Annotated in this window: 21 protein-coding genes and 1 tRNA gene; 17 read left to right on the top strand and 5 right to left on the bottom strand. The window is 54.8% G+C overall.

Annotation, left to right across the window (positions count from 1 at the left end):
• Positions 1–6: 6 nt before the first annotated feature.
• Positions 7–591 carry a hypothetical protein gene (locus H8S45_RS01455; protein ID WP_054325984.1) on the top strand — a complete coding sequence of 195 codons (585 nt, stop codon included), beginning with the start codon at positions 7–9 and terminating at the stop codon, positions 589–591.
• Between the two features lie 37 nt (positions 592–628).
• On the opposite strand, the gene H8S45_RS01450 is transcribed toward H8S45_RS01455, so the two are convergent.
• Both H8S45_RS01450 and H8S45_RS01445 read right to left on the bottom strand, forming a co-directional pair.
• Positions 629–1,549: a C40 family peptidase gene (locus H8S45_RS01450; protein WP_159068019.1), complete on the bottom strand. Its 921-nt coding sequence runs from the start codon at positions 1,547–1,549 to the stop codon at positions 629–631.
• 34 nt (positions 1,550–1,583) lie between these two features.
• Entirely contained in the window at positions 1,584–1,883 is a 300-nt protein-coding gene (locus H8S45_RS01445) for a hypothetical protein (protein ID WP_054325982.1), read from the bottom strand.
• A gap of 174 nt (positions 1,884–2,057) precedes the next feature.
• Here H8S45_RS01445 and mtaB point away from each other — a divergent pair, with 174 nt between their 5' ends.
• The 4 genes from mtaB (at position 2,058) to H8S45_RS01425 (ending at position 4,433) form a co-directional block, all read left to right on the top strand.
• On the top strand, positions 2,058–3,347 hold the full coding sequence (gene mtaB / locus H8S45_RS01440) for a tRNA (N(6)-L-threonylcarbamoyladenosine(37)-C(2))-methylthiotransferase MtaB (protein ID WP_147573698.1): 1,290 nt from the start codon (positions 2,058–2,060) through the stop codon (positions 3,345–3,347).
• 58 nt (positions 3,348–3,405) lie between these two features.
• The gene (locus H8S45_RS01435) at positions 3,406–3,552 is read left to right on the top strand and encodes a hypothetical protein (RefSeq protein ID WP_162838358.1); all 147 of its coding nucleotides are present in this window, start codon (positions 3,406–3,408) and stop codon (positions 3,550–3,552) included.
• 198 nt (positions 3,553–3,750) lie between these two features.
• Positions 3,751–4,314, top strand: coding sequence for an elongation factor P (efp, locus tag H8S45_RS01430; protein WP_054325979.1), 564 nt, complete (start codon positions 3,751–3,753; stop codon positions 4,312–4,314).
• A gap of 43 nt (positions 4,315–4,357) precedes the next feature.
• Positions 4,358–4,433, top strand: a tRNA-Val gene (locus H8S45_RS01425).
• A gap of 75 nt (positions 4,434–4,508) precedes the next feature.
• Here H8S45_RS01425 and H8S45_RS01420 read toward each other — a convergent pair.
• The 3 genes from H8S45_RS01420 to H8S45_RS01410 are packed head-to-tail and all read right to left on the bottom strand — an operon-like array spanning position 4,509 to position 6,910.
• Positions 4,509–5,243 (bottom strand): ABC transporter permease, encoded by a 735-nt coding sequence (locus H8S45_RS01420; protein WP_147573697.1) that lies wholly within the window; start codon positions 5,241–5,243, stop codon positions 4,509–4,511.
• 3 nt (positions 5,244–5,246) lie between these two features.
• Positions 5,247–5,996, bottom strand: coding sequence for an ABC transporter permease (locus H8S45_RS01415; RefSeq protein ID WP_054325978.1), 750 nt, complete (start codon positions 5,994–5,996; stop codon positions 5,247–5,249).
• The gene (locus tag H8S45_RS01410) at positions 5,993–6,910 is read right to left on the bottom strand and encodes an ATP-binding cassette domain-containing protein (RefSeq protein WP_054325977.1); all 918 of its coding nucleotides are present in this window, start codon (positions 6,908–6,910) and stop codon (positions 5,993–5,995) included. The genes H8S45_RS01415 and H8S45_RS01410 overlap by 4 nt, the downstream gene beginning before the upstream one ends.
• A 141-nt stretch (positions 6,911–7,051) precedes the next feature.
• On the opposite strand from H8S45_RS01410, the gene H8S45_RS01405 reads away from it, so the two are divergent.
• The 12 genes from H8S45_RS01405 (at position 7,052) to H8S45_RS01350 (ending at position 20,525) form a co-directional block, all read left to right on the top strand.
• Positions 7,052–7,765, top strand: a complete 714-nt coding sequence (locus H8S45_RS01405; RefSeq protein ID WP_054325976.1) for a response regulator transcription factor — start codon at positions 7,052–7,054, stop codon at positions 7,763–7,765.
• Entirely contained in the window at positions 7,762–9,126 is a 1,365-nt protein-coding gene (locus H8S45_RS01400; RefSeq protein WP_054325975.1) for a sensor histidine kinase, read from the top strand. Before H8S45_RS01405 ends, H8S45_RS01400 begins: the two co-directional genes overlap by 4 nt.
• Positions 9,127–9,258: 132 nt before the next feature.
• On the top strand, positions 9,259–11,382 hold the full coding sequence (gene nrdD / locus H8S45_RS01395; protein ID WP_054325974.1) for an anaerobic ribonucleoside-triphosphate reductase: 2,124 nt from the start codon (positions 9,259–9,261) through the stop codon (positions 11,380–11,382).
• Positions 11,382–11,879, top strand: coding sequence for an anaerobic ribonucleoside-triphosphate reductase activating protein (gene nrdG, locus H8S45_RS01390; RefSeq protein WP_147573696.1), 498 nt, complete (start codon positions 11,382–11,384; stop codon positions 11,877–11,879). The genes nrdD and nrdG overlap by 1 nt, the downstream gene beginning before the upstream one ends.
• Before the next feature lie 19 nt (positions 11,880–11,898).
• On the top strand, positions 11,899–12,408 hold the full coding sequence (locus H8S45_RS01385; RefSeq protein WP_054325973.1) for a dCTP deaminase/dUTPase family protein: 510 nt from the start codon (positions 11,899–11,901) through the stop codon (positions 12,406–12,408).
• Positions 12,409–12,492: 84 nt separating this feature from the next.
• Positions 12,493–12,639 carry a hypothetical protein gene (locus H8S45_RS01380; protein WP_162838357.1) on the top strand — a complete coding sequence of 49 codons (147 nt, stop codon included), beginning with the start codon at positions 12,493–12,495 and terminating at the stop codon, positions 12,637–12,639.
• A gap of 192 nt (positions 12,640–12,831) precedes the next feature.
• Positions 12,832–14,310 (top strand): DUF3794 domain-containing protein, encoded by a 1,479-nt coding sequence (locus tag H8S45_RS01375; protein ID WP_054325972.1) that lies wholly within the window; start codon positions 12,832–12,834, stop codon positions 14,308–14,310.
• A gap of 14 nt (positions 14,311–14,324) precedes the next feature.
• Complete coding sequence (gene spoIVA, locus H8S45_RS01370) at positions 14,325–15,800, top strand: stage IV sporulation protein A (RefSeq protein WP_147573694.1); 1,476 nt, start codon at positions 14,325–14,327, stop codon at positions 15,798–15,800.
• Positions 15,801–15,943: 143 nt separating this feature from the next.
• A complete protein-coding gene (locus H8S45_RS01365; protein WP_147573693.1) occupies positions 15,944–16,456 on the top strand; it encodes a hypothetical protein in 513 nt (170 codons plus the stop codon).
• A 132-nt stretch (positions 16,457–16,588) separates the two neighbouring features.
• Positions 16,589–18,511 carry an HlyD family efflux transporter periplasmic adaptor subunit gene (locus H8S45_RS01360; RefSeq protein ID WP_147573692.1) on the top strand — a complete coding sequence of 641 codons (1,923 nt, stop codon included), beginning with the start codon at positions 16,589–16,591 and terminating at the stop codon, positions 18,509–18,511.
• Positions 18,512–18,522: 11 nt separating this feature from the next.
• Entirely contained in the window at positions 18,523–19,278 is a 756-nt protein-coding gene (locus tag H8S45_RS01355; RefSeq protein ID WP_054325969.1) for an ABC transporter ATP-binding protein, read from the top strand.
• Positions 19,275–20,525 carry an ABC transporter permease gene (locus H8S45_RS01350; RefSeq protein WP_054325968.1) on the top strand — a complete coding sequence of 417 codons (1,251 nt, stop codon included), beginning with the start codon at positions 19,275–19,277 and terminating at the stop codon, positions 20,523–20,525. Before H8S45_RS01355 ends, H8S45_RS01350 begins: the two co-directional genes overlap by 4 nt.
• Positions 20,526–20,539: the final 14 nt, after the last annotated feature.

The raw sequence follows: 20,539 nt of genomic DNA, 5'->3' as shown, positions 1-20,539 counted from the left end.
CACCTTATGGATGAGGAACGCAGTTTCGTATATACGCTGATATTGGGTGTCTGCATGCTGCTGTGCCTGCTGATGATCGGCAGGATGCTGCTTGGTCACCCTGCCGATCAAATAGAGACAAAGGAGCCGGAAAATCCGGCTCCGGCGCCGCAAACAGAAGAAGAGGAGGATCTCCAGATGAAAATGCAGCTCAGCGAGGATGACCTGTGTACGATGATCGTGCAGGCGCTTCCGTTTTCACCGGACGGCATCACTGCAAAAATCAGCAAGGATGGAATCGTATCCCTGGGGGCGTCCGTGCAGAAGCAGAGCCTGGTGGACAGCGGGCTTGCAACAGGGGGGATGAGAACGGCGGTATTGTTTCTGCCAGACCCCTGCAAGGTGTATAGCGTTTGGAATATATCCGCGGAATCAGGCAGTATAAAGCTGGACTGCGCCACGATGGAAATTGCCGGGATTGTTTTACCAGAGGAAACCGCAGCAAAGATATCCGAGCAAATAGCGGACAGCCTGAACCGTCAGCTCATGACATGGGGGATAGAACCGAAAGCAATCCGTTTTGCGGATGGAGCCATTTCCCTGGAGGCATAGAAAAAGCCTTTCGCTGTATACAGCGAAAGGCTTTTGATCAATCGAAAATCACTCGTCCGCCGCCCTGGAAACGGGACGCATAGTTACCGGAGAGAGATTCATACTTTACCACATCGCCTGTGTGGGGGGAGTGGATAAACGTATCGTCTCCCACATAGATGCCGACATGGCTGATGGAAGAAGCGCTGCTCCCAAAGAACACCAGATCGCCGGGCAACAGCTCCTCACGGGAAACATGCGTTGTGGCGTTAAACTGGGACTGCGCCACCCGGGGGATGGATCCTACCGTATTGTTAAATACATAGGAGGTAAAGCCGGAGCAGTCAAAACCGCTGGGAGAACTTCCGCCGTAAACATAGGGCGTCCCGAGGAACTGGGCTGCGTATTCCAGAACCTCAGCCCGCGCTTCACTTGTTCCGGTATAGGAAACAACGTTGGAATCTGGGGTGACCGGAGCCTTGTTCTCTGCCGGAGCCGGCGTCTGCACTGCGGCAAACGTTATGTAATCCGGATGGACGTATCCGTTTTTGCCATTACAGGACACCTTATACCATCCCTGGTATACGCCAGTCACAGAAACGGCGGTACTGTTGGACAGGGAGGCAAGAACCGAGGAGGAGGTGTTGGGCTGTTCGCGGAGGTTGACGGTCGTATCGCAGACGATATGGCCGGTCCCTAAATTAAAGTCGCTGGTCAGCGTACCGGTCAGGTATTCGCCACTGACATAACCCTCGCGGCCATTTACAACGACCTTGAACCAACTGTTGCTGTTGTTGACCACGGCAAGCACCGTATCCTGCGGCAGGGTTGCAATAATGTTTCCCTCAGGGGCCTCACGGAGATACAGGGCGTCCGCCTTGACCTTTGCGGGATACAATGCGAAAGCGTTCGGCAGAAGCATTGAAGCCGCTAAAGCGGCCGAGACAGCGATCCGAATCAGTTTTTTTGGTGAATTCATGGATAAGCTCCTTCGTTTTACCATGCTTCGGCTTTTACTTGCTGTTGAGCGCACGTCCGAGCCAAATCGAGGCGATATCCATCGCCGCCCACAGGCTATCTTTTTCGGTTTTTTTCACAATACGCTCTTTCATGCGGACATTGGGGTTTGTCTGCTGGAGCTGTACGGAAACGCGCTTTGCGACAGGAAGCCCTTTGACCTCGCCGGCATCCAAGATCTGCATCATAATGATGTGAGAGTCGCTCATGGAACCATAGTAAATGATATTCTCCTTGCGCATCAGCGGATGGCCTTTATATTCCAGAAGATCGTTCTTCTTGGCGGTGGTAGGCATAGATATGCACTCCTTAATAGTTACAAAGTGATTACAGTCTCAGGTTACATTACGGAAACAGTATATCATGTATGCCTGGATTTGTCAAATTAAATTTAAGTTTCCTTGGAAAAGTGACCGATTTTATGCTATAATACAGAAAAAATATACCAATTTACCCAGTAGGAGTGCTGTATGAAATTTGCTTTTTTTACGTTGGGCTGCAAAGTAAATCTGTTTGAGACGCAAGCGTTACAGCAGCTTGCACAAGAACGTGGGCATGAAATTGTGGAAAATGGTGCTGACGCTGTCATTGTTAACACCTGCACGGTCACCTCGGTATCGGACCACAAAAATATCCGTGCTTTTCATAAGCTGCGCAAGGAAAATCCGCATGCCGTGATTGCCGCGTGCGGCTGTTTTGCGCAGATCGATCCGGAGCGCATCCGAAAAACAGAGGAGGTCGATATCATATGCGGCACGCGCGACCGAGCCGCGGTGATCGGCCTGTGTGAAAATGCGGTTCTCCATTTGCCGCCGGCAGGAGAGGAACGGGACGGACAGGGCTGCTTTGAATATCTGCCTGCCGGTGTGCCGGATGGGCGCACACGGGCCTTGCTGAAGATCGAAGACGGCTGCGACAATTTCTGCGCCTACTGCATTATTCCCTATGCTCGCGGCAGGGTACGCTCCATGGTGCCGGAGCAGGCTCTGCAGGAAGCCGCCCGCCTTTTGCGGGAGGGCGTGCATGAAATCGTCCTGACAGGGATCGAGATCGCCTCTTATGGCCGCGACCTGGTTCCGCCGGTGTCCCTGACCGATCTGCTGTGCCGGCTTCTGGCCGCCAATCCCGCGATGCGTTTCCGCTTGGGTTCTCTCGACCCACGCATTGTTGACAGGGAGTTTTGCGAGCGGTCAGCAGGATTTTCCAACCTTGCACGCCATTTTCACTTGTCCCTGCAAAGCGGGTGCGACAGTGTACTGCAGCGTATGGGAAGGAAATACACAACGGAAGCGTATTATGATAAAGTACAACTGCTGAAAAAATATTTTCCGGACTGCTCGGTGACTACCGACCTGATCGTTGGTTTTCCCAGGGAGACCGAAGAGGAGTTCGCACAAACGCTTGCGTTTTTGGAAAAATGCGCGTTTTCCGCAGTACATGTGTTCCCGTTTTCGATCCGCGAAAAGACGCGCGCCGCCCGAATGGACGGGCAGCTGCCGAAAGCGGTGAAGGCGGAACGAGCCGCGCGTGCTAAAAAGGCTGCGGCTGCGCTCACAGAGAAATACCTTGGACGGTTTGTGGGGAAAACGCTGGAGGTCCTGCCGGAACACTGTGTGGGCGGACGCTGGATGTCGCATGGACAATATGGCTTTCCTATCTATATAGAGGGGGGAGGGATTTGCAAGAATACGCCGGTAGCCGTAGAGGTGCGGGGGCTGTTTCGGGACGGACTGCTGGGAAAAATTTCTGACGCCGTGTAACCAACGCGCTGCTTCCTCCATAGTATGAAGTGAAATCTTTGATAGGAGGAAATAACTTATGTGTTCTTCTAATTCTCTTTGGGGCGAAAACAACTGGTGGTGGATCATTATCGTGGTCATCCTGATCTGGATCTGCTGCTGCCAGAACAATAATGGATACAGCGATATGAACAACTGCGGAAACAACTGCGGTTGCTGCTGCTGAACCTGCCACGACATATAAGGGAATAGGGCCTGCGCGGCGCCGTTTCATAAACGGCGCCGTTTGCCTGTTTTGTGGGGTGAAAAAAATTTTAATAAAAATTGAAAAATCCTCTTGCCAAAACGGGAAAATTGGGGTAATATAAATAAGCGCTGTTCGTGAGGACAGCAAAACGAGGATTTTTTCTTTGGAGGAATACCGATTATGACCGCAGGCGAATTTCGTAATGGCGTTACTTTTGAAATGGACGGTCAGGTGCAGCAGGTTATCGAGTTCCAGCATGTAAAGCCGGGCAAGGGTGCTGCTTTTGTTCGCGTCAAGATGAAGAACGTGATCACCGGCGCTGTCACCGAGCGTTCTTTCAATCCGACTGATAAATATGAAACCGCATATGTAGAGCGCCGCGATATGCAGTATCTCTATAACGAGGGCGACCTTTACTACTTCATGGATAATGAAACCTACGAGCAGATCCCGATTGGTAAGGACACGCTCGGTGATGATTTTCGTTTTGTCAAGGAAAATGAAAATGTCAAGGTTTGCTCTTATAAAGGCAGCGTGTTTGCGGTAGAAGCCCCGCTGTTCGTCGAGTTAGAGATCACCGAAACCGATCCGGGCTTCAAGGGAAACACGGCAACCAATACGCTCAAGCCCGCAGTGGTTGAAACCGGCGCTACGGTGCAGGTTCCGCTGTTCATCGAACAGGGCGAACGCATCAAGATTGATACCCGTACAGGCGAGTATCTCGAGCGCTGCAAGAACTGATTGCACAAGCGAATACGGACGGTACGCTTACCGTCCTTTCTATGGACATTTAGCTCAGCTGGAAGAGCATCCGCTTGACGTGCGGAAGGTCGGCGGTTCGAACCCGTCAATGTCCACCATAAAAGCCGTTTCTTCAGAAACGGCTTTTCTTTGTAAATAAGGGAAAAGGAAGCGCGGCGTGCCGCGCTTCCTTTTTATGTTGTTTTGATATCTCTTTTTTTCAGCCAAAGCAGGCTGGCAGTAAGACCCAGGAGCAGGTAAAAGCACGAGCTGATAAGGAATGCCGCCGCACTGCAGTCCATTGGCTCGGTCGGATGGTGGGAACACATCCCAAGACTGAGCAGAGAAAAAGGAAAGTACACGCCGAAGCCTTTGACCAGCGCGGGTAATCCGCAAAATCCACCAAGGATGCCTGCGGCAACGGGAACGGCAAACGACCGGATGACCAGCGCAACGCAAAGCAGCAGCGCCGCCTGCACCGTGAGCGCCCACCAGCCGCGGAATACCCAGTAGACAAGCGCAAATGGAACAGGGGCGGTCAGCCCTGCAAGCTTACCGCTAATCAGGAACAGTATACCGATGAAAAGTTGCGTGAGCAGCGTCAAAAAGGATACGACGGAAAGCTTGGAAACCAGCATGACGCTGATAGGGATCGGCTGGGTCATCACGGTGTTCCAGTTGCGGTTGAGGTGTTCCAGACGGCAGACGTAAGCGCAGTAGACGCCGGTCAGGGCAGGAGCGAACAGCGCGCAGTAAAACAGGGCGTGCTGTGTCCAGAGCGAATACCATTGGTCCGTGAGCAGACCCAGGTTATTCAAATAATTCGCCGTACCCAATCCTGCGGACACGATGGGGAGAATGATAAGCGCGAGCCAGATAAACGAGTGATGCAGCTTGCAAAATTCTGCATAGATTGTGCGTAACAGCATGGTTTAGACCTCCTTCCGGATAAAAAGCACGCGGCCAACCCCATAAATCACCAGAAAATATGCGATCAGGCAAAGAAAGCCGCTGAGATTGAAATCGATGAAGTAATAGTCTGAGATACGGGTCGATGCGTCCCACGCCATGCCGGTGTTATACAGGAGCGCGTAATACGCCCATACGAAAGCCTTTTGAAAGCTGGGCGGGAAAAACAGGGAGAACAGTCCGATAAACGAGCCGATCAGCCCGACGATCATGCCGATCATCTGATTTTGGATCTGCAAAGACAGGACAAGCTGTAAGAGCAGGATCGCCAGGGTTGTGACCAAACTGGAGAAAAAATATTCCGTCAGCTTTGTCACCGGTGGGTTTCCGGCAAAACCGCTGCAGATGCCGAACAGCAGGACGACCGCCATTTGCACGGCGAGAAAACCGGTCATGTATGCAGCACCGCAGATCAGCTTCGCGTCGAACAGCGAACCGGTTGGCTGCACGGTTTCAAGCAGCTTGAGGGTTTGCCCCTTATGCTCAATATCAGCCAGACGGGAGGCAACCACGGCCGCGATTACAGGCGTCATCATTGCGTTGAGCATGGGGAAATTATATAGGATCATCGCCCAGCCCTGCTGCAGCTCCCGCTCCGACAGCGCGCGGAGGCTGTACAGCCCCCAGGCGAGCTGCGCCGCCAGCATAACCAGCAGAGGGAGCCATATCCGGCGGCGCCTGCATTTGAAAAACTCCATTTTGAGCGCTTTCATAAGCTTGCCGCCCCCTCCGTCAGTTCCAGGAAAATATCCTCCAGGTTTTTGCGGCGTTCTTCAATACGGAGCACGCCAATCCCGCTGTCAGTCAGCAGGGCGACGCAGTGCGCGACTTCTTCGTTTTCCAGCGGCGGCAGAATAATCTCGTCGGCGTCCAAGTCATTAATTACGCCGTCATGGGTCAGGATCGCCTGCGCCAGCGGGTTGTTAAGCGTACGAAGCGCCAGATGATGTTCGCTTTTCTCGTGGAGACGGTCGATCGTATTTTGGTAGACTAGGGCGCCATCCGCAATTACACCCACATGGGTCGCCATCTGATCGATCTCGCTGAGCAGGTGGCTGGATACCAGCACGGTCATGCCAAAGCGGCGCGGCAGGTCGCAGATCAGCTCACGCATTTCCTGAATCCCCGCAGGATCCAGACCGTTGGTTGGCTCGTCGAGTATCAGCAGGCGGGGATGCGCAAGCAGTGCGGCGGCCAATCCGAGCCGCTGCTTCATACCGAGGGAGTAATGTGCGACCTGCTTGTCCTTTTGGCTGGTCAGGCGAACGATTTCGAGCGCCTCGCGAATATTCTGTTCCGGAACCTTCCGCAGCGTCTGCAGGATCTTCAGATTTTCCTCGCCGGTCAAATGGCCATAATAAGAAGGGGATTCGATCAGGGAACCAATATCCTTTAAGATATCCAGTCGGTTTTTCGCATTCATCCGTTTGCCGAATACGTCTATTTCGCCGCCGGTAGGATGCGCCAGGCCGAGGATCATTTTCAAGGTGGTGGACTTTCCGGCGCCGTTGGGGCCGAGAAAGCCGTATATCGCGCCCTCTGGCACCTGCATGTGCAGGTCCTTGACGCGCAGCGCACCGCCATAGCTCTTACAAAGCCCTTTTGTTTCAACCAGATTTTGCGTCATAGGGGAACACTCCATTTCTCTTTTTGTTATATTACAATGATACGATGAGAAGATTACAATTAGATGAAGCCTACCTTACAATTACCTTACTTTTTTACAAATAGACCGAAATATGTGTTATCATAGCTGGGGTGATGCAATATGCGGGATATTTATAGCTGCAAAATATTAATTGTGGATGACGAGGCGGCGCTCTGCAATATGATAAAGGAGATTTTAATGCAGGCGGGCTTCCTCGCGGTATATACCGCGCAAAGCTGTACGGAGGCGCGGCGGGCGGTGGGCGATATCAGGCCGGAGGCGATCCTGCTGGATGTGATGCTGCCGGACGGCGATGGCTTTTCGCTGCTGCAGGAGCTGCGGCAGGAAAGAGATATCCCTATTCTGTTCCTTTCCGCACGCGATGCGGATGCGGATCGTCTGCACGGACTCGGTTTAGGGGCGGATGATTATATCGCCAAGCCTTTTCTTCCGCAGGAACTGGTGCTGCGGCTGACCGCGGTGCTCCGGCGTTCCTATGCCGCAAATCTGCAAAATGCGGGGGAGTGTCTATCGCTGGGGGAAACGGTTGTGGATTGGGGCAGCGGGCTGGTGCTTCGTGACGCGAACTCCACGCCGCTGACCGCAAAGGAATACGCGCTGTTGCGCAAGCTCGCGGATAATCGGGGCAATATTGTTACCATAGACGCGCTGTGCCGCGCCGTGTGGGACGAGGAAAATTTTGGATACGAAAATACGCTTATGGTGCATATCCGCCGGCTGCGGGAAAAAATTGAAGATAATCCCTCCAAGCCGCGCTGGCTGCTGACGGTGCGCGGCCTTGGGTACAAGCTCACACGGGAGGATAGGCAATGAAGGGTCTTGGCAGGATACTCGGACGGTATGTAGGCGCGGCAATCGGCGTGGGGCTGTTTTTGTTGATCTTGAATCTAGGTGTGATGCTGGGCTTCATTTTGCATTGTTCGGATGAGAAACCCAGACCGGAGGACCGCGTCGAGGTCATCGCTGACGGGATTGAGCGTCAGACGGACGGATGCTTTGCTGTTTCCGCAGAAGCGCGTCGGGCAATGGAGGAGCGTTATGCTTGGGCAATGCAACTTGACGACAGTGGCGCTGTTGTTTGGAGCGACCGCATGCCGGAAAACCTGCCCCGGCAGTATACGGCGGGAGAGATTGCCTCCTTTTCCCGCTGGTACCTGAAGGATTATCCGGTTTATGTTTGGTCGGATGAGGATGGATTGCTGGTACTTGCCAGTGAGCCGGGCAGCGAGTGGAAATACCTGATGCGGGCCTCCGCCTATACGATCGAGCAATTGTCGGTATGGGCGCCCAGCGTACTGGCGCTGAACCTGCTGGTCGCGCTAGCGCTTGCGTTGCTGCTTGGTTGGCGCATGTACCGCGCCGCCGCGCCGCTTGCGGAGGGCATCGGCGCGCTGGCAAAGGGGGAGGGAACGCAGCTTGCTGAACGAGGTGTGCTGGGACAGCTTTCCGCCGACTTGAATCGGGTCTCCCGCCAGCTTTCCACGCAGCGGACGATGCTGCAGAAGCGCGACCGGACACGTACCGAGTGGATCGCAGGCGTTTCGCACGATATCCGCACCCCGTTGTCCCTGGTACAGGGGAATGCGGCGCAGTTGGAAAGCAGCGGAGTGCTGCCGGAGGAGGCGCGGCGCAAAGCGCGCATCATCCGTGAACAGAGCCAGCGGATTGGTCGCCTGGTGAGCGATCTGAACCTGGCCTCCAAACTGGAATACGAGCTGCAACCACTGCACCAGGGAAGTTTTCGGCCAGCGGCGATGCTACGCGCAGCGGCGGCCGAACTGCTCAATATGCTGTCAGACGATCGGGTATCGCTGGAGGTGGATATCCCATCCGAGGCCGGCGCCTTGACGGTGACAGGAGACGAAACGCTGCTCCGGCGTGCGGTGGATAATTTATTGCGCAACAGCGTCTTTCACAACACTGGAAGCGTTCATATCAAGCTGTCCCTTTCCGTTTCTGCGCAGTCCTGGTCGGTCTCGGTTGCCGATAACGGTGCCGGTCTTCCGCAGGCGGCACTGGCGCAGATGCGGCGCCCCGCTGGGGAGCAGCTGCCGCAGCACGGCCTTGGGATTGTGCTGGTGCGCCAGATCACCCGCGCACACGGAGGCAAGGCGCGGTTTGTCAATACCCAGCCGGGGCTGTTGGCGACGCTCAGCTTTCCGCGGAAAGGGTGACCTGAACCATGACAAAAACCGTCAAATTCAGCCGGCTGTTTTTGTGGAATATTTTTGGCTGTGTACCTCTTTTCCTACTATATATGGTATGCTATAATTATTTTTGCTACTAAATAATATGAGTGAGGAAAAATGATGGTACGCGTTATCAAAAAGGATCACACCAAAGAAGCATTCAATATACAAAAGGTTGTTATTGCCGTTAATAAATCGGCAAACCGTGTGCTGTATACCTTCACGGAGGATGAGCTCAAAGCGATCTGCGGCCATGTGGAAGGATACATCCGAGATCACGGCATGACAGAGGTGCAGATTTGGCAGATGCACAATATTGTGGAGGCTGCGCTGGAGGCCGTGCGGCCGGAAGTCGCCAAAAGCTATCGCGATTACCGCAACTACAAGCAGGACTTTGTCGGCATGCTGGATAGTGTGTATCAGAAGAGCCAGTCCATCATGTATATCGGGGACAAGGAGAACTCCAATACGGATTCCGCGCTGGTCTCCACCAAGCGCAGCCTGATTTTCAACCAGCTCAATAAGGAGCTGTACCAGAAGTTTTTCATGAATACGGAGGAGCTGCAGGCCTGCCGAGACGGTTATATTTATATTCACGATATGTCCGCGCGCCGCGATACGATGAACTGCTGCCTGTTTGACGTAGAACATGTACTCAAAGGCGGCTTTGAAATGGGAAACCTGTGGTATAACGAACCGAAAACGCTCAACGTGGCGTTCGATGTGATCGGGGACATCGTGCTGTCCGCTGCCAGTCAGCAATATGGCGGCTTTACCGTACCCTCGGTCGATCTTTTGCTGGAACCGTACGCGGAACGCAGCTACAACCTGCTGACTGAAAAATACAGCCGCTTGGGGCTGGCTGCGGATGCAGTCGAAAAAGAGGTCATGGCGGATATACTGAATGATTTCGAACAGGGGTTCCAGGGCTGGGAGTACAAATTCAACACGGTGGCCTCCAGTCGCGGCGACTATCCGTTCATCACGATGACCATGGGTACCGGTACGGGCCGGTTTGCTAAGCTCGCTTCGATCACAATGCTGCATGTCCGCCGGAAAGGGCAGGGAAAAAAGGGGCAGAAAAAGCCGGTGCTGTTCCCTAAAATCGTTTTTCTTTACGATGAGGAGCTGCACGGCCCCGACAAACCGCTGGAGGATGTGTTTGAGGCGGGGATATTATGCTCCTCCAAGGCCATGTATCCGGACTGGCTCTCGCTTTCGGGGGAAGGGTATGTTCCCAGCATGTATCAAAAATACGGCGCAATCGTCAGCCCGATGGGGTGCCGCGCTTTCCTTTCCCCGTGGTATGAGCGCGGCGGCATGAAGCCGGCGGATGAAGAGGATAAGCCGGTATTCATCGGCCGTTGGAATATCGGCGCGGTATCACTGCATTTGCCGATGATTTACGCCAGAGCGCAGCAGGAGAATCGCCCATTCCATGAGGTGCTGGACTACTATCTCGAACTGATCCGTAAGCTGCATATCCGCACATATGCGTACCTGGGGGAGATGCGCGCCTCCACCAACCCGCTGGCCTACTGCGAGGGCGGCTTTTATGGCGGCCATCTCAAGCCGTCGGACAAGATCAAGCCCATCATGAAAACCGCGACTGCCTCGTTCGGTATCACCGCGCTCAATGAGCTGCAGGAGCTGTATAACGGAAAATCCCTAGTGGAGGACGGCGCTTTTGCGCTCGAAACCCTGGAATACATCAACCGGAGGGTCAATCAGTTCAAGGAGGAGGACGGAAACCTCTACGCGATTTACGGAACGCCCGCCGAAAGCCTTTGCGGACTTCAGGTAGAGCAATTTCGGAAAAAGTATGGTATAATCGAAGGGGTGTCCGATCGGCCTTATGTGTCCAACAGCTTCCACTGCCATGTGACCGAAGAACTGACCCCGATCGAAAAACAGGACTTGGAGGGACGCTTCTGGAACCTGTGCAACGGCGGCAAGATCCAGTATGTAAAATACCCGATCGATTATAATCTGGAGGCTATCCGCACACTGGTGCGCCGCGCGATGCGTCTGGGATATTATGAAGGCGTCAACCTGTCCCTGTCCTACTGCGACGACTGCGGACACGAGGAGCTGGCGATGGATGTATGCCCCAAGTGCGGCAGCCGCAACCTGACCAAGATCGACCGTATGAACGGATATCTTTCCTATTCACGCGTCAAGGGCGACACCCGCCTGAACGACGCAAAAATGGCGGAGATCGCGGAAAGGAAAAGCATGTAATGCGCTACCACAACATCACAAAGGACGATATGCTCAATGGAGAGGGCCTGCGCGTCGTGCTGTGGGTCGCTGGCTGCGGCCATGCATGCCCCGGCTGCCATAATCCGGTGACGTGGGACGCGCAGGGAGGCATTCCGTTCGATCAGGCGGCAAAAAACGAGCTGTTTGCCGAGTTGGAAAAGGATTATGTTTCGGGCGCCACTTTTTCGGGCGGCGATCCGCTTTTTCCGGTGAACCGTGATACGGTGGGGGCGCTGTGCCGCGAGATCCGGCGGCGTTTTCCGAAAAAAACCATCTGGCTGTATACGGGCTATCAGTGGGAGGAAATCGAGAACCTGCCATTTTTGGACGCGGTAGATGTTGTCGTGGACGGACGCTTTGTGCAGGAGCGGGCGGATCCGCAGCTCCATTGGCGAGGAAGCGCCAATCAGCGGTTGATCGATGTACGGCGGTCGCTGACGCAGCGTGTTCCCGCTTTGCTGAAAGAAAACACATAGAGAGGAAGAACGAGCAGATATGCAGAAAATCGCGAAATTTCACAAGGTATCGGAGAAACAATTTATCGATGACTGGTGCGCAGAAACCGGCTGTTCGGTATCCGAGGCAAGAATGGTCTACCAGAAAATCCGTCTGCCGCGCCGCGCGACCGTAGGCTCTGCGGGGTATGATTTCTTTGCGCCCGAAGCCTTTTCGCTCGTGCCGCATGAAACCATAAAAATCCCCACCGGTATCCGCGCGGAAATCGCGGAAGGATGGGTCCTGCAAATCTATCCCCGTTCGGGCCTGGGGTTCAAATACCGCCTGCAGATGGATAATACGGTGGGAATCATTGACAGCGATTACTTCACGGCAAAAAATGAAGGACATATCTTTATCAAAATGACCAATTCCAACCGACAGGGGAAGACGCTCTCCATCGTGGGGGGAGAAGGGTTCGCACAGGGGATTTTCCTGCCTTTCGGCATAACCGAAGACGATGACGCGGACGGAGAACGCACCGGAGGCTTTGGCAGCACAACAAAATAACAGAGGGACCGCCGGCTGGCGGTCCCTTTTTTGTCACCATCTCCGGATACGCTGCTTATACTGATGACAGGAGCGTGATGTGCAATGTTCTGCCGTGGGCAAGCGATCGGTTTGGCGTTGATCAGTTTGGGACTTGGCCTGCTTGTCGGCAGCATATGTCCGTCCGGCCTGCTGCTGTGGCTGCTGGCGCTCGCATTGATCGCGGCAGGCGTGTTTTTGTTTCAATGCTGATAACTGGGGAGGTGGAGGCATGAAAGTGGTCATTTGGAAAAGCCCGAAATATCTGCGCGGTATTCTTTGCAAGCTGTTCCATATTACATGAGGGAAAAGCAGAGGCAGAAAAGCCTCTGCTTTTTTCATATTCAGCAAAAAGGGAACATATCGTTAAACAGGAGCAGCAGTGAAACAAAGGAGGCAGCATCAATGGAACTGAATCAAACAAGCATCTGCTACTATGACAAAAGGCTTGCAGGGATTTCCTCCTGCACCGAGTCTTCCGACTCGATCGTTCCGGATACCTTTCCGGACATCGGAAGGGTCATTTGCGCGTATGGAACGGCAGCGGTCAAGGACCGCACACCGCAGAACGGACGTCTGCTGATTTCCGGTGCCGTGCAGACGACCATATTGTACCAGCCGGAAAACGCGGAAGGGCTGCGCAGGCTGTCCGTTCCCATCAGCTTTGCCTATATAGAGGAGTGTGACGGGCTGGATGCGGATGCCGTCTGTTATGTATCGTGCCGTGTTGCGGCGGTGGACGCAGTGCCGGTCAACAGCCGGAAACTGAACGTCAGCGCTCAGCTCTGCTTTGAGGTGGAATGCTATTGCAAGGCTGATTGTCAGGTTACAGAGGGCGTTGAGCTGCCGCAGATACAGATGCTGCGCACGCCCCATACAGTTACCGTTGTACAGCAGGCGCATAGCTGCCCGATTACGATTTTGGAAGACGTGACGCTGCAGGATGCGAACGACCTACAGCTCCTGCATACGGCCTGCACGCTGAAAAGCACGGAATGCCGCGCGATGCGTGGGAAAGTTGTGCTGAAAGGCGAGGCAGTCCTGCAATGCCTTGCGCTGCAGGAGGATGATGCGGTTCGCGTGCTTTCAAACAGCACGCCGTTTACGCAGATATTGGAGATCCCAGACCTGGAAGAGAGCGATCCGGTATCGGTCCGTTTGGCGGCGCACGAGGTCGACTGCCGTTTGGAGTCGGATGGGCTGCTTTCGTATACGATATCGGCGGAGGCCGCTTTCACGGTGCGCGGCACCAAAAGCATCCAGCAGATCGACGACATGTATATCCCTGGGAAAACGTTGCAGATCCAAGAGGAAAAGGCGGCGCTCCATTCTATGCCGCCGCTGACGCCGTTTGCCGCGGAGGTGAATGAAACACTGCAGACCGCGCAGCATGTGTCCCATATCATACACGCCGGCGCTGTCTGCTGCGGGGCGAAGAGAAATACCACGACCAATACGCTGCAGCTCACGGTGGCGGTGCAGGTTTTATATCTGAACGATGAACAGCAGCTTTCTGCGTTGCAGCGCACGCTGCCCTTGACCGCCTCCTGTACCGCTATGGGCGAGCTGTCCCAGATCGAACTGAATGCCCGCGCCGCAGCAGCAGGCGAAACCGGACTGCTTCTATCAGTGGCGGTATCCGGTATGGCAGCGCTGGAGGAGCGCTGCGTGTTCCGCAATATCACCGCATTAGAGGAAAGTGAAGCCCCAAAAAACAACGATGGTGTTACATTGGTGCTGCGTTACATCGATCAGGAGCAGGCGCTTTGGGAAGTAGCCAAAAGCTGCGGCACGACCATGGAAGCAATCCGACGGGCAAATGATTTACCGCCGGATGCGGTCAGCGCGTCGAAAACCATGCTCCTGATTCCGATACAGGCTTGAAAGGCAGGGATATTATGGAAAATCAAATTTATAATCAAATCAGCGCCCGCACCGGCGGCGATATTTATATCGGCGTGGTCGGACCGGTACGCACCGGCAAATCGACGCTGATTAAGCGTTTTATGGAGACCATGGTCCTGCCGGGCATGGATAACGTCTATAAACGCGAACGCGCGCGCGATGAACTGCCGCAATCGGGTACCGGACGGACGATCATGACCGCGGAACCGAAATTCGTTCCGGAGGAGGCGGCGGAGATCGCCCTTCCGGACGGAGGCTCCTGTCGGGTCCGCCTGGTAGACTGCGTCGGTTATCTGGTCGATGGCGCGCTGGGCAGCATGGAGGACGACGCGCCGCGCATGGTATCCACACCGTGGCGGGAGGAAGCGATGACGCTGGCTGAGGCGGCCGAGGTCGGCACGCATAAGGTGATCGGAGAGCATTCGACGATCGGCCTTGTCGTTACGACCGACGGAAGCTTTACAGAGATACCGAGGGAAAGCTATGAACCGGCTGAGCGGCGGGTGATCGAGGAGCTGACCCAGATGGGCAAGCCGTTTGTCGTTTTGGTGAATTCCGCTGACCCGCGCGGTGAAACAGCGCAGACAGTCTGCAGTACGCTCAGGGAGCGGTACCAGGTTGAACCGGTCGCAGTCAACTGCATGGAACTGGACGACAAGGGGATCGCGGATATCCTGCAGCAGGTGCTGTATGAATTTCCGGTGAAAGAGATCGGATTTGTTCTGCCGAGATATATCGGCGCCCTGCCTGACGGACACCCCGTACAATCCAGCGTTTACCGCTCCATCCGCTCCTCGGCGCGTGCAGGACAGAGGATGCGCGATGTCCGCGCCATGTGCGGGGCGATTGCGGAAAATGATTATATCGGAAGGGTGGATATCGACCAGCTCGCGTTGGGTACCGGCGCGGCGCGCCTTAAGGTGGATATTCCGGAAAGCGTGTTCTACAGTATCGTTGGGGAACAGACCGGTATCCATATTGGGGATGCGGCCGACCTGATTTCCGTACTCGATGATTTCTCCAAGGTCAAGCAGCAGTATGAGCGTCTGCGAGGTGCGCTGGATCAGGTATATCAGACCGGCTATGGAATTGTCATGCCGTCGGTTGACGAGCTTTCCCTGGAGGCACCGGAGATCGTCCGGCAGGGAGGGCGGTACGGCGTCCGTCTGCGTGCGTCCGCCCCCTCGATCCATCTGATGCGCGCCAATATCAAAGCCGAGGTCAACCCAATCGTAGGAACGGAGAAACAGTCCGAAGAATTGGTGCATTATCTGCTCAGTGAATTTGAAGAGCAGCCGGAAAAAATCTGGGACACCAATATTTTCGGGAAATCCCTCAACGAGCTGGTGCGGGAGGAATTATCGCATAAGCTCAGCCGCATGCCGGATGATGCACGCGGGAAAATACGGGAAACGCTGGAAAAAATCATTAACGAAAGCGCAGGCGGTTTGATCTGCATTATCCTGTAAGTCATGTTGGAAAAAGCGCGCCCTCAGGAGAGGGCGCGCTTTTTCTGTCAAACCCCTTATAAGGCAGGGCAGAAGCCTTGCCAATCGCTATATATTGTGTTATGATAAATCCGTATGAATATCGACACCTTGGAGGGAGTTTGTTGGACAAGCATGTTTTTGTCATCAATGGCAGCGGAGGCGTTGGGAAAGACACTGTCTGCGTGGCGGCGGCCCGATTTTGGAAAGCGGAAAACATCTCGTCAATCACTCCGATCCTGGATGTCGCGTACGCGGCCGGATGGGACGGACGGAAAACGCCGGAAGCGCGCCGCTTCCTGTCCCGCTTAAAAGAGGTATGCACGGAATTCAACGATCTGCCGTTCTCCTATTGTATGGAGCGGTACCACCGCTTTCTGCAGGGAGACGCCCAAATCCTGTTTGTCCATATTCGGGAGCCGGAGGAAATCGACCGATTCCGGTCGGCTGTTGGGGAAAGCTGCTCCACAATTCTGGTGCGGCGCCCTGCCTTGGAGCAGGCGCGCGGCGCTTTGGGAAACCGTTCGGATGACGGCGTACTGGAATATTCCTACGATGGTGTTTTCCAGAATGACGGCGACTTGGACGGCCTGCCTGAAAAGGTGCATGTTTTTTTTCGTGCCTTTTTCGGGAGATAAGCGCGCATTTTTATTACAGTTTGGTTGAATCGGTTGACAATCCCGTGCGGGACACGGTATAGTGAAGCGTACCAATAACCGGCCTGGTACGGTTAATGCCCATCAGGATAGAGAACAGAAAGGAATACGAGTATGAGCGAAGAAAAAAAGCAGCAGAACATGCCGGTCCAGAAAGGCGGCGCACACGTCGCCAAAAGCGGCTCCAACGTATCCACGGTTTCCGCGCAGGGGGGAAGCGCGGGGGCTGACAGCGAGGCGTCGGGCATGCCGAAACGCAACAAATATGCCGATAAAATGAATCAGAAAAAGAGCAGGCTCAACAAAGGCATGCGCATTGGCATCGGCGTTGCGGTGGTGGTGCTTCTGATCGCACTGGGCATCTTCCTTGTTCTGAAGTCCCGCAATGCGGGGACGGAGGAAACGGTTACGCAAACAGCGACCGCCAGCCGGGGCATGCTGGAAACCTACATAGAGGGAAGCGGTAGCACCGCCGCCAAAAAGCGCGAGGAGCTTGGCAGAGATTTGAAGGGAACGGTCAGCGAGGTTCTGGTAGAGGTAGGGGATGAGGTCAAAAAAGGGGACAAGCTTGTTGTCGTCAACCCGACCGAAACCCGCAAGGAGCTGGAAACTGCAGAGGATGAGCTGGCAGACGCACGCCGTGGTGTCACTGATGCGCAGGCCGAGGTGACCAAGGCGCAGAACGCGGTCAGCACGGCCCAGAAGCGGATCGGCAAGCTGGCAATCACCGCGCCGTTTACCGGAAAGATTATTCCGGTCACTGACTCGGAGGGTAAAAGCACGACCTACCATGTCGGGCAGCAGCTCAGCGAAGGGGAGATCGTCGGCTATATGGTCGACGACAGCAAAATGAAGCTTTCGCTGTATTTCAGCGCGGCGTATGCGAACGATATCAAAAGCGGACAGACTGCGACGGTTTCTGTTCCGTCCGCGATGAGTTCGGTCTCGGGTACGGTTTCCGCGGTCGAAAGCGCGCAGAAGGTTTCTGCAGAAGGCGTCAAGCTGTTCCGTGTCGTCATTTCCATGGATAATCCCGGAACGCTCACCAAGGACATGATGGCGACCGCGACGATATCCACCAGCTCCGCGGGAGAGGTTTATCCGGCCGAATCCGGAACGCTGGAATACAGCCGCGAGGAAGCGGTGACCGTGCAGACCGGCGGTGAGATCAAAACGCTCAATGGTCTGGATTACTACAGCTACAGCAGCGGCGCCACGATTATGACCTTGACGAGCGACAGCGCACAGGACGAACTGAAAAATGCGCAGAATACCGTGGTGACCGCACGCAACGGCGTGACAAACGCGCAGAAGCAGGTCCAGGCAAAGCAGGAGCGGATCACGGAGCTGAAAAAGCTGATCGCGGATTCCACCATCAAATCGCCGATCGACGGCGTGGTCGTCAGCCTGAACGCGTATACGGAGCAGGATGTCGGCGGCACCGAGCCGCTCGTCGTGGTCGCGGACCTGAACGATATCATTGTAAACGCGGATATCATGTCCACCGACGTTTCCGCCGTACAGCCCGGCCAGCCCGCGGTGATGACCATGTATACAAACGACGGCACGCTGACGCTGACCGGTACCGTGGAGTCGATCGCGCTGGAACCGACTCAGAACAACAATGGCGGCCAGGGCAGCATGGCGACGTTCCCCGCTGTAATTGCCATTGATCCGATTGAGGGACAGTCCATTTCCATCGGCATGGGCGTGGAATATCAGATCACGACCGCATCCTCCTCAGATTGTCTGATGGTCCCATCCTCCGCGATCGTATACGCCGAAGAAGGCGCAGCGGTTTTTGCCAAGCCGCTGGTTGATGAAAACGGCGAGGAGATTCCGTTCAGCGAAACGCTGCCTATTCCGGAGGGGACGGAGGGCATCCCGCCCGAATTCCAGCTCGTTCCGGTTGAAACGGGTATTTCCGATTCCTCCAATACCGAGATCCTGTGGGGGATCGAGGAAGGGACGACGGTGTATCTGTCCGGCCCGCAGGACCTGTACGCTGAAATGGGTATGGGCGTAGCCGTAGGCTAAAGGAGGGCGCGATGTTTGGAAAGAACAAACCGCCCATTGCCGAGCAGCAGACGGATTATTCTTCCGACCTGCTGATCGATGTGCGGCAGATGAGCAAGATTTATAATGAAGGCAAGGAGAACGAAGTACGTGCGCTTGATAATATATCCCTGACCGTGCCGTGGGGGGAGTTCCTTTGCATCCTTGGGCAGTCCGGCTCGGGAAAATCCACGCTGATGAATATTCTGGGCTGCCTGGATATTCCGACCTATGGGACCTATTACCTGAACGGCCAGGCGGTCAGCGACATGAAGCCCTCTGTACTTTCCGGTATCCGCAACCGTGAGATCGGATTCATTTTCCAGGGCTTCAACCTGATTCCCGCGTTGACAGCGCTGGAAAACGTGGAGCTGCCGCTGATCTACCGCGGCCTTGGACGGGAGGAGCGACACCAGCTCGCGGTGGATGCGCTGACATCGGTAGGGCTGGAAAAACGCATGTCACACCGTCCGGGGGAAATGTCCGGCGGCCAGCAGCAGCGTGTTGCGATTGCGCGGGCTGTTGCGGCAAAGCCGCCGATCATCATGGCGGACGAGCCAACCGGCAATCTGGATTCCGCCTCCGGTCTGGATATCATGCAGAAGCTTACCGCGCTCAACGAGCAGGGTACGTCCATTATCCTTATCACGCACGATAACCATTTGGCGCAGATGGCGCGGCGGATCGTAACGATTCAGGACGGCCGCATCATTTCCGACGAAGCGGGAAGGGGAGGGCTTGACGAATGAACTGGCTCCAAACCGTACGCATGGCGTTCAAGTCCATCCTGAACAATAAGGTCCGCTCTATCCTGACCATGCTGGGCATCATTATCGGCGTGGCCTCGGTCATCGCAATCGTGTCCTCCATTCAGGGTACGAGTAAGTTGCAGCGCCTGCAATACGAAGCAATGGGTGTCAACCGTATCGATGTATTCGGTTACGGCGGACGCAGCAAGGACTGGAAGGATTTCGAGGAATATCTGGATACCGAGCTGGCGGACAAGGTTTCCGCCTGGTCGCCGCAGATCCAATACTATGACTGGCAGAGCGACGGCGTCCAATACCGGACGAAAAAGCTTTCCAACGATTCCGATAACAACGGCTGGACTAATATGTATTTCGGCAACGAGCATTACGGAGAGGTGAGTAACCTCACAATTTCAGCCGGACGCGACCTGTCCAAAGCGGATTGCGATAACCGCGCAAAGGTCTGCGTTATTGGCGAAACGCTACGCAAATACTTTTTCGGTGCTATGAGTCCGATTGGTCAGGAACTGCGTATCGGTGGCAAAAGCTTTGAAATCGTCGGTGTGTACAAGGGGAAATTCAGCGGCAAGCTCAATACGCAGGATCAGATGCTGGTTATGCCATATACCCTGCAAAGCTCCATGATGAGTACAAGCTATTTCGACAGCAAAAATTATATTATCAAAGCAGCCGCCACCGAGGATATCGCAGAGCTTACCGAAACGCTGCTTCCGGAGTATATGCAGAGCCGGTGCGAATCCTTTTCCGCCTACTCAGACAGCCAGTATCAGGAGCAGCAGGAGGCGTCTTCCAACCTGCTCGCGCTGCTTGGCGGCGGTGTGGCGGGCATTTCGCTTCTGGTCGGCGGCATCGGCATTATGAATATCATGCTGGTTTCTGTTACGGAGCGCACGCGCGAAATCGGTATTCGTATGGCGATCGGTGCGCGGAAACGCGATATTATCGGTCAGTTTCTGGTGGAGGCGGCTGTCGTATCCTGTTGCGGCGGCGTGATCGGTATTATCGTCGGCTGTTTCCTGTCGGCCATATTGGGCAATTTCATGGTCGCGCGGCAGATGGCGCAGAACACCTATCTACCATCGATCGAGCACTTTACGGTACTGCCGTCGATTGGTCTGATTCTGGGGGCGTTCCTGTTCTCTGCATTGCTCGGCATTATATTCGGCCTGTATCCGGCCAACAAGGCATCCAACCTGCAGCCGGTTGACGCGCTGCGCACCCAGTAAAGAAAGGAAAAGGT

Origin of the sequence: Agathobaculum faecis (assembly GCF_014287995.1) — a bacterium.
GTDB classification, from domain to species: domain Bacteria; phylum Bacillota; class Clostridia; order Oscillospirales; family Butyricicoccaceae; genus Agathobaculum; species Agathobaculum ammoniilyticum.
The sequence above is the reverse complement of the archived record's forward strand: the minus strand, read 5'-3'. Positions and strand labels throughout refer to the sequence as shown.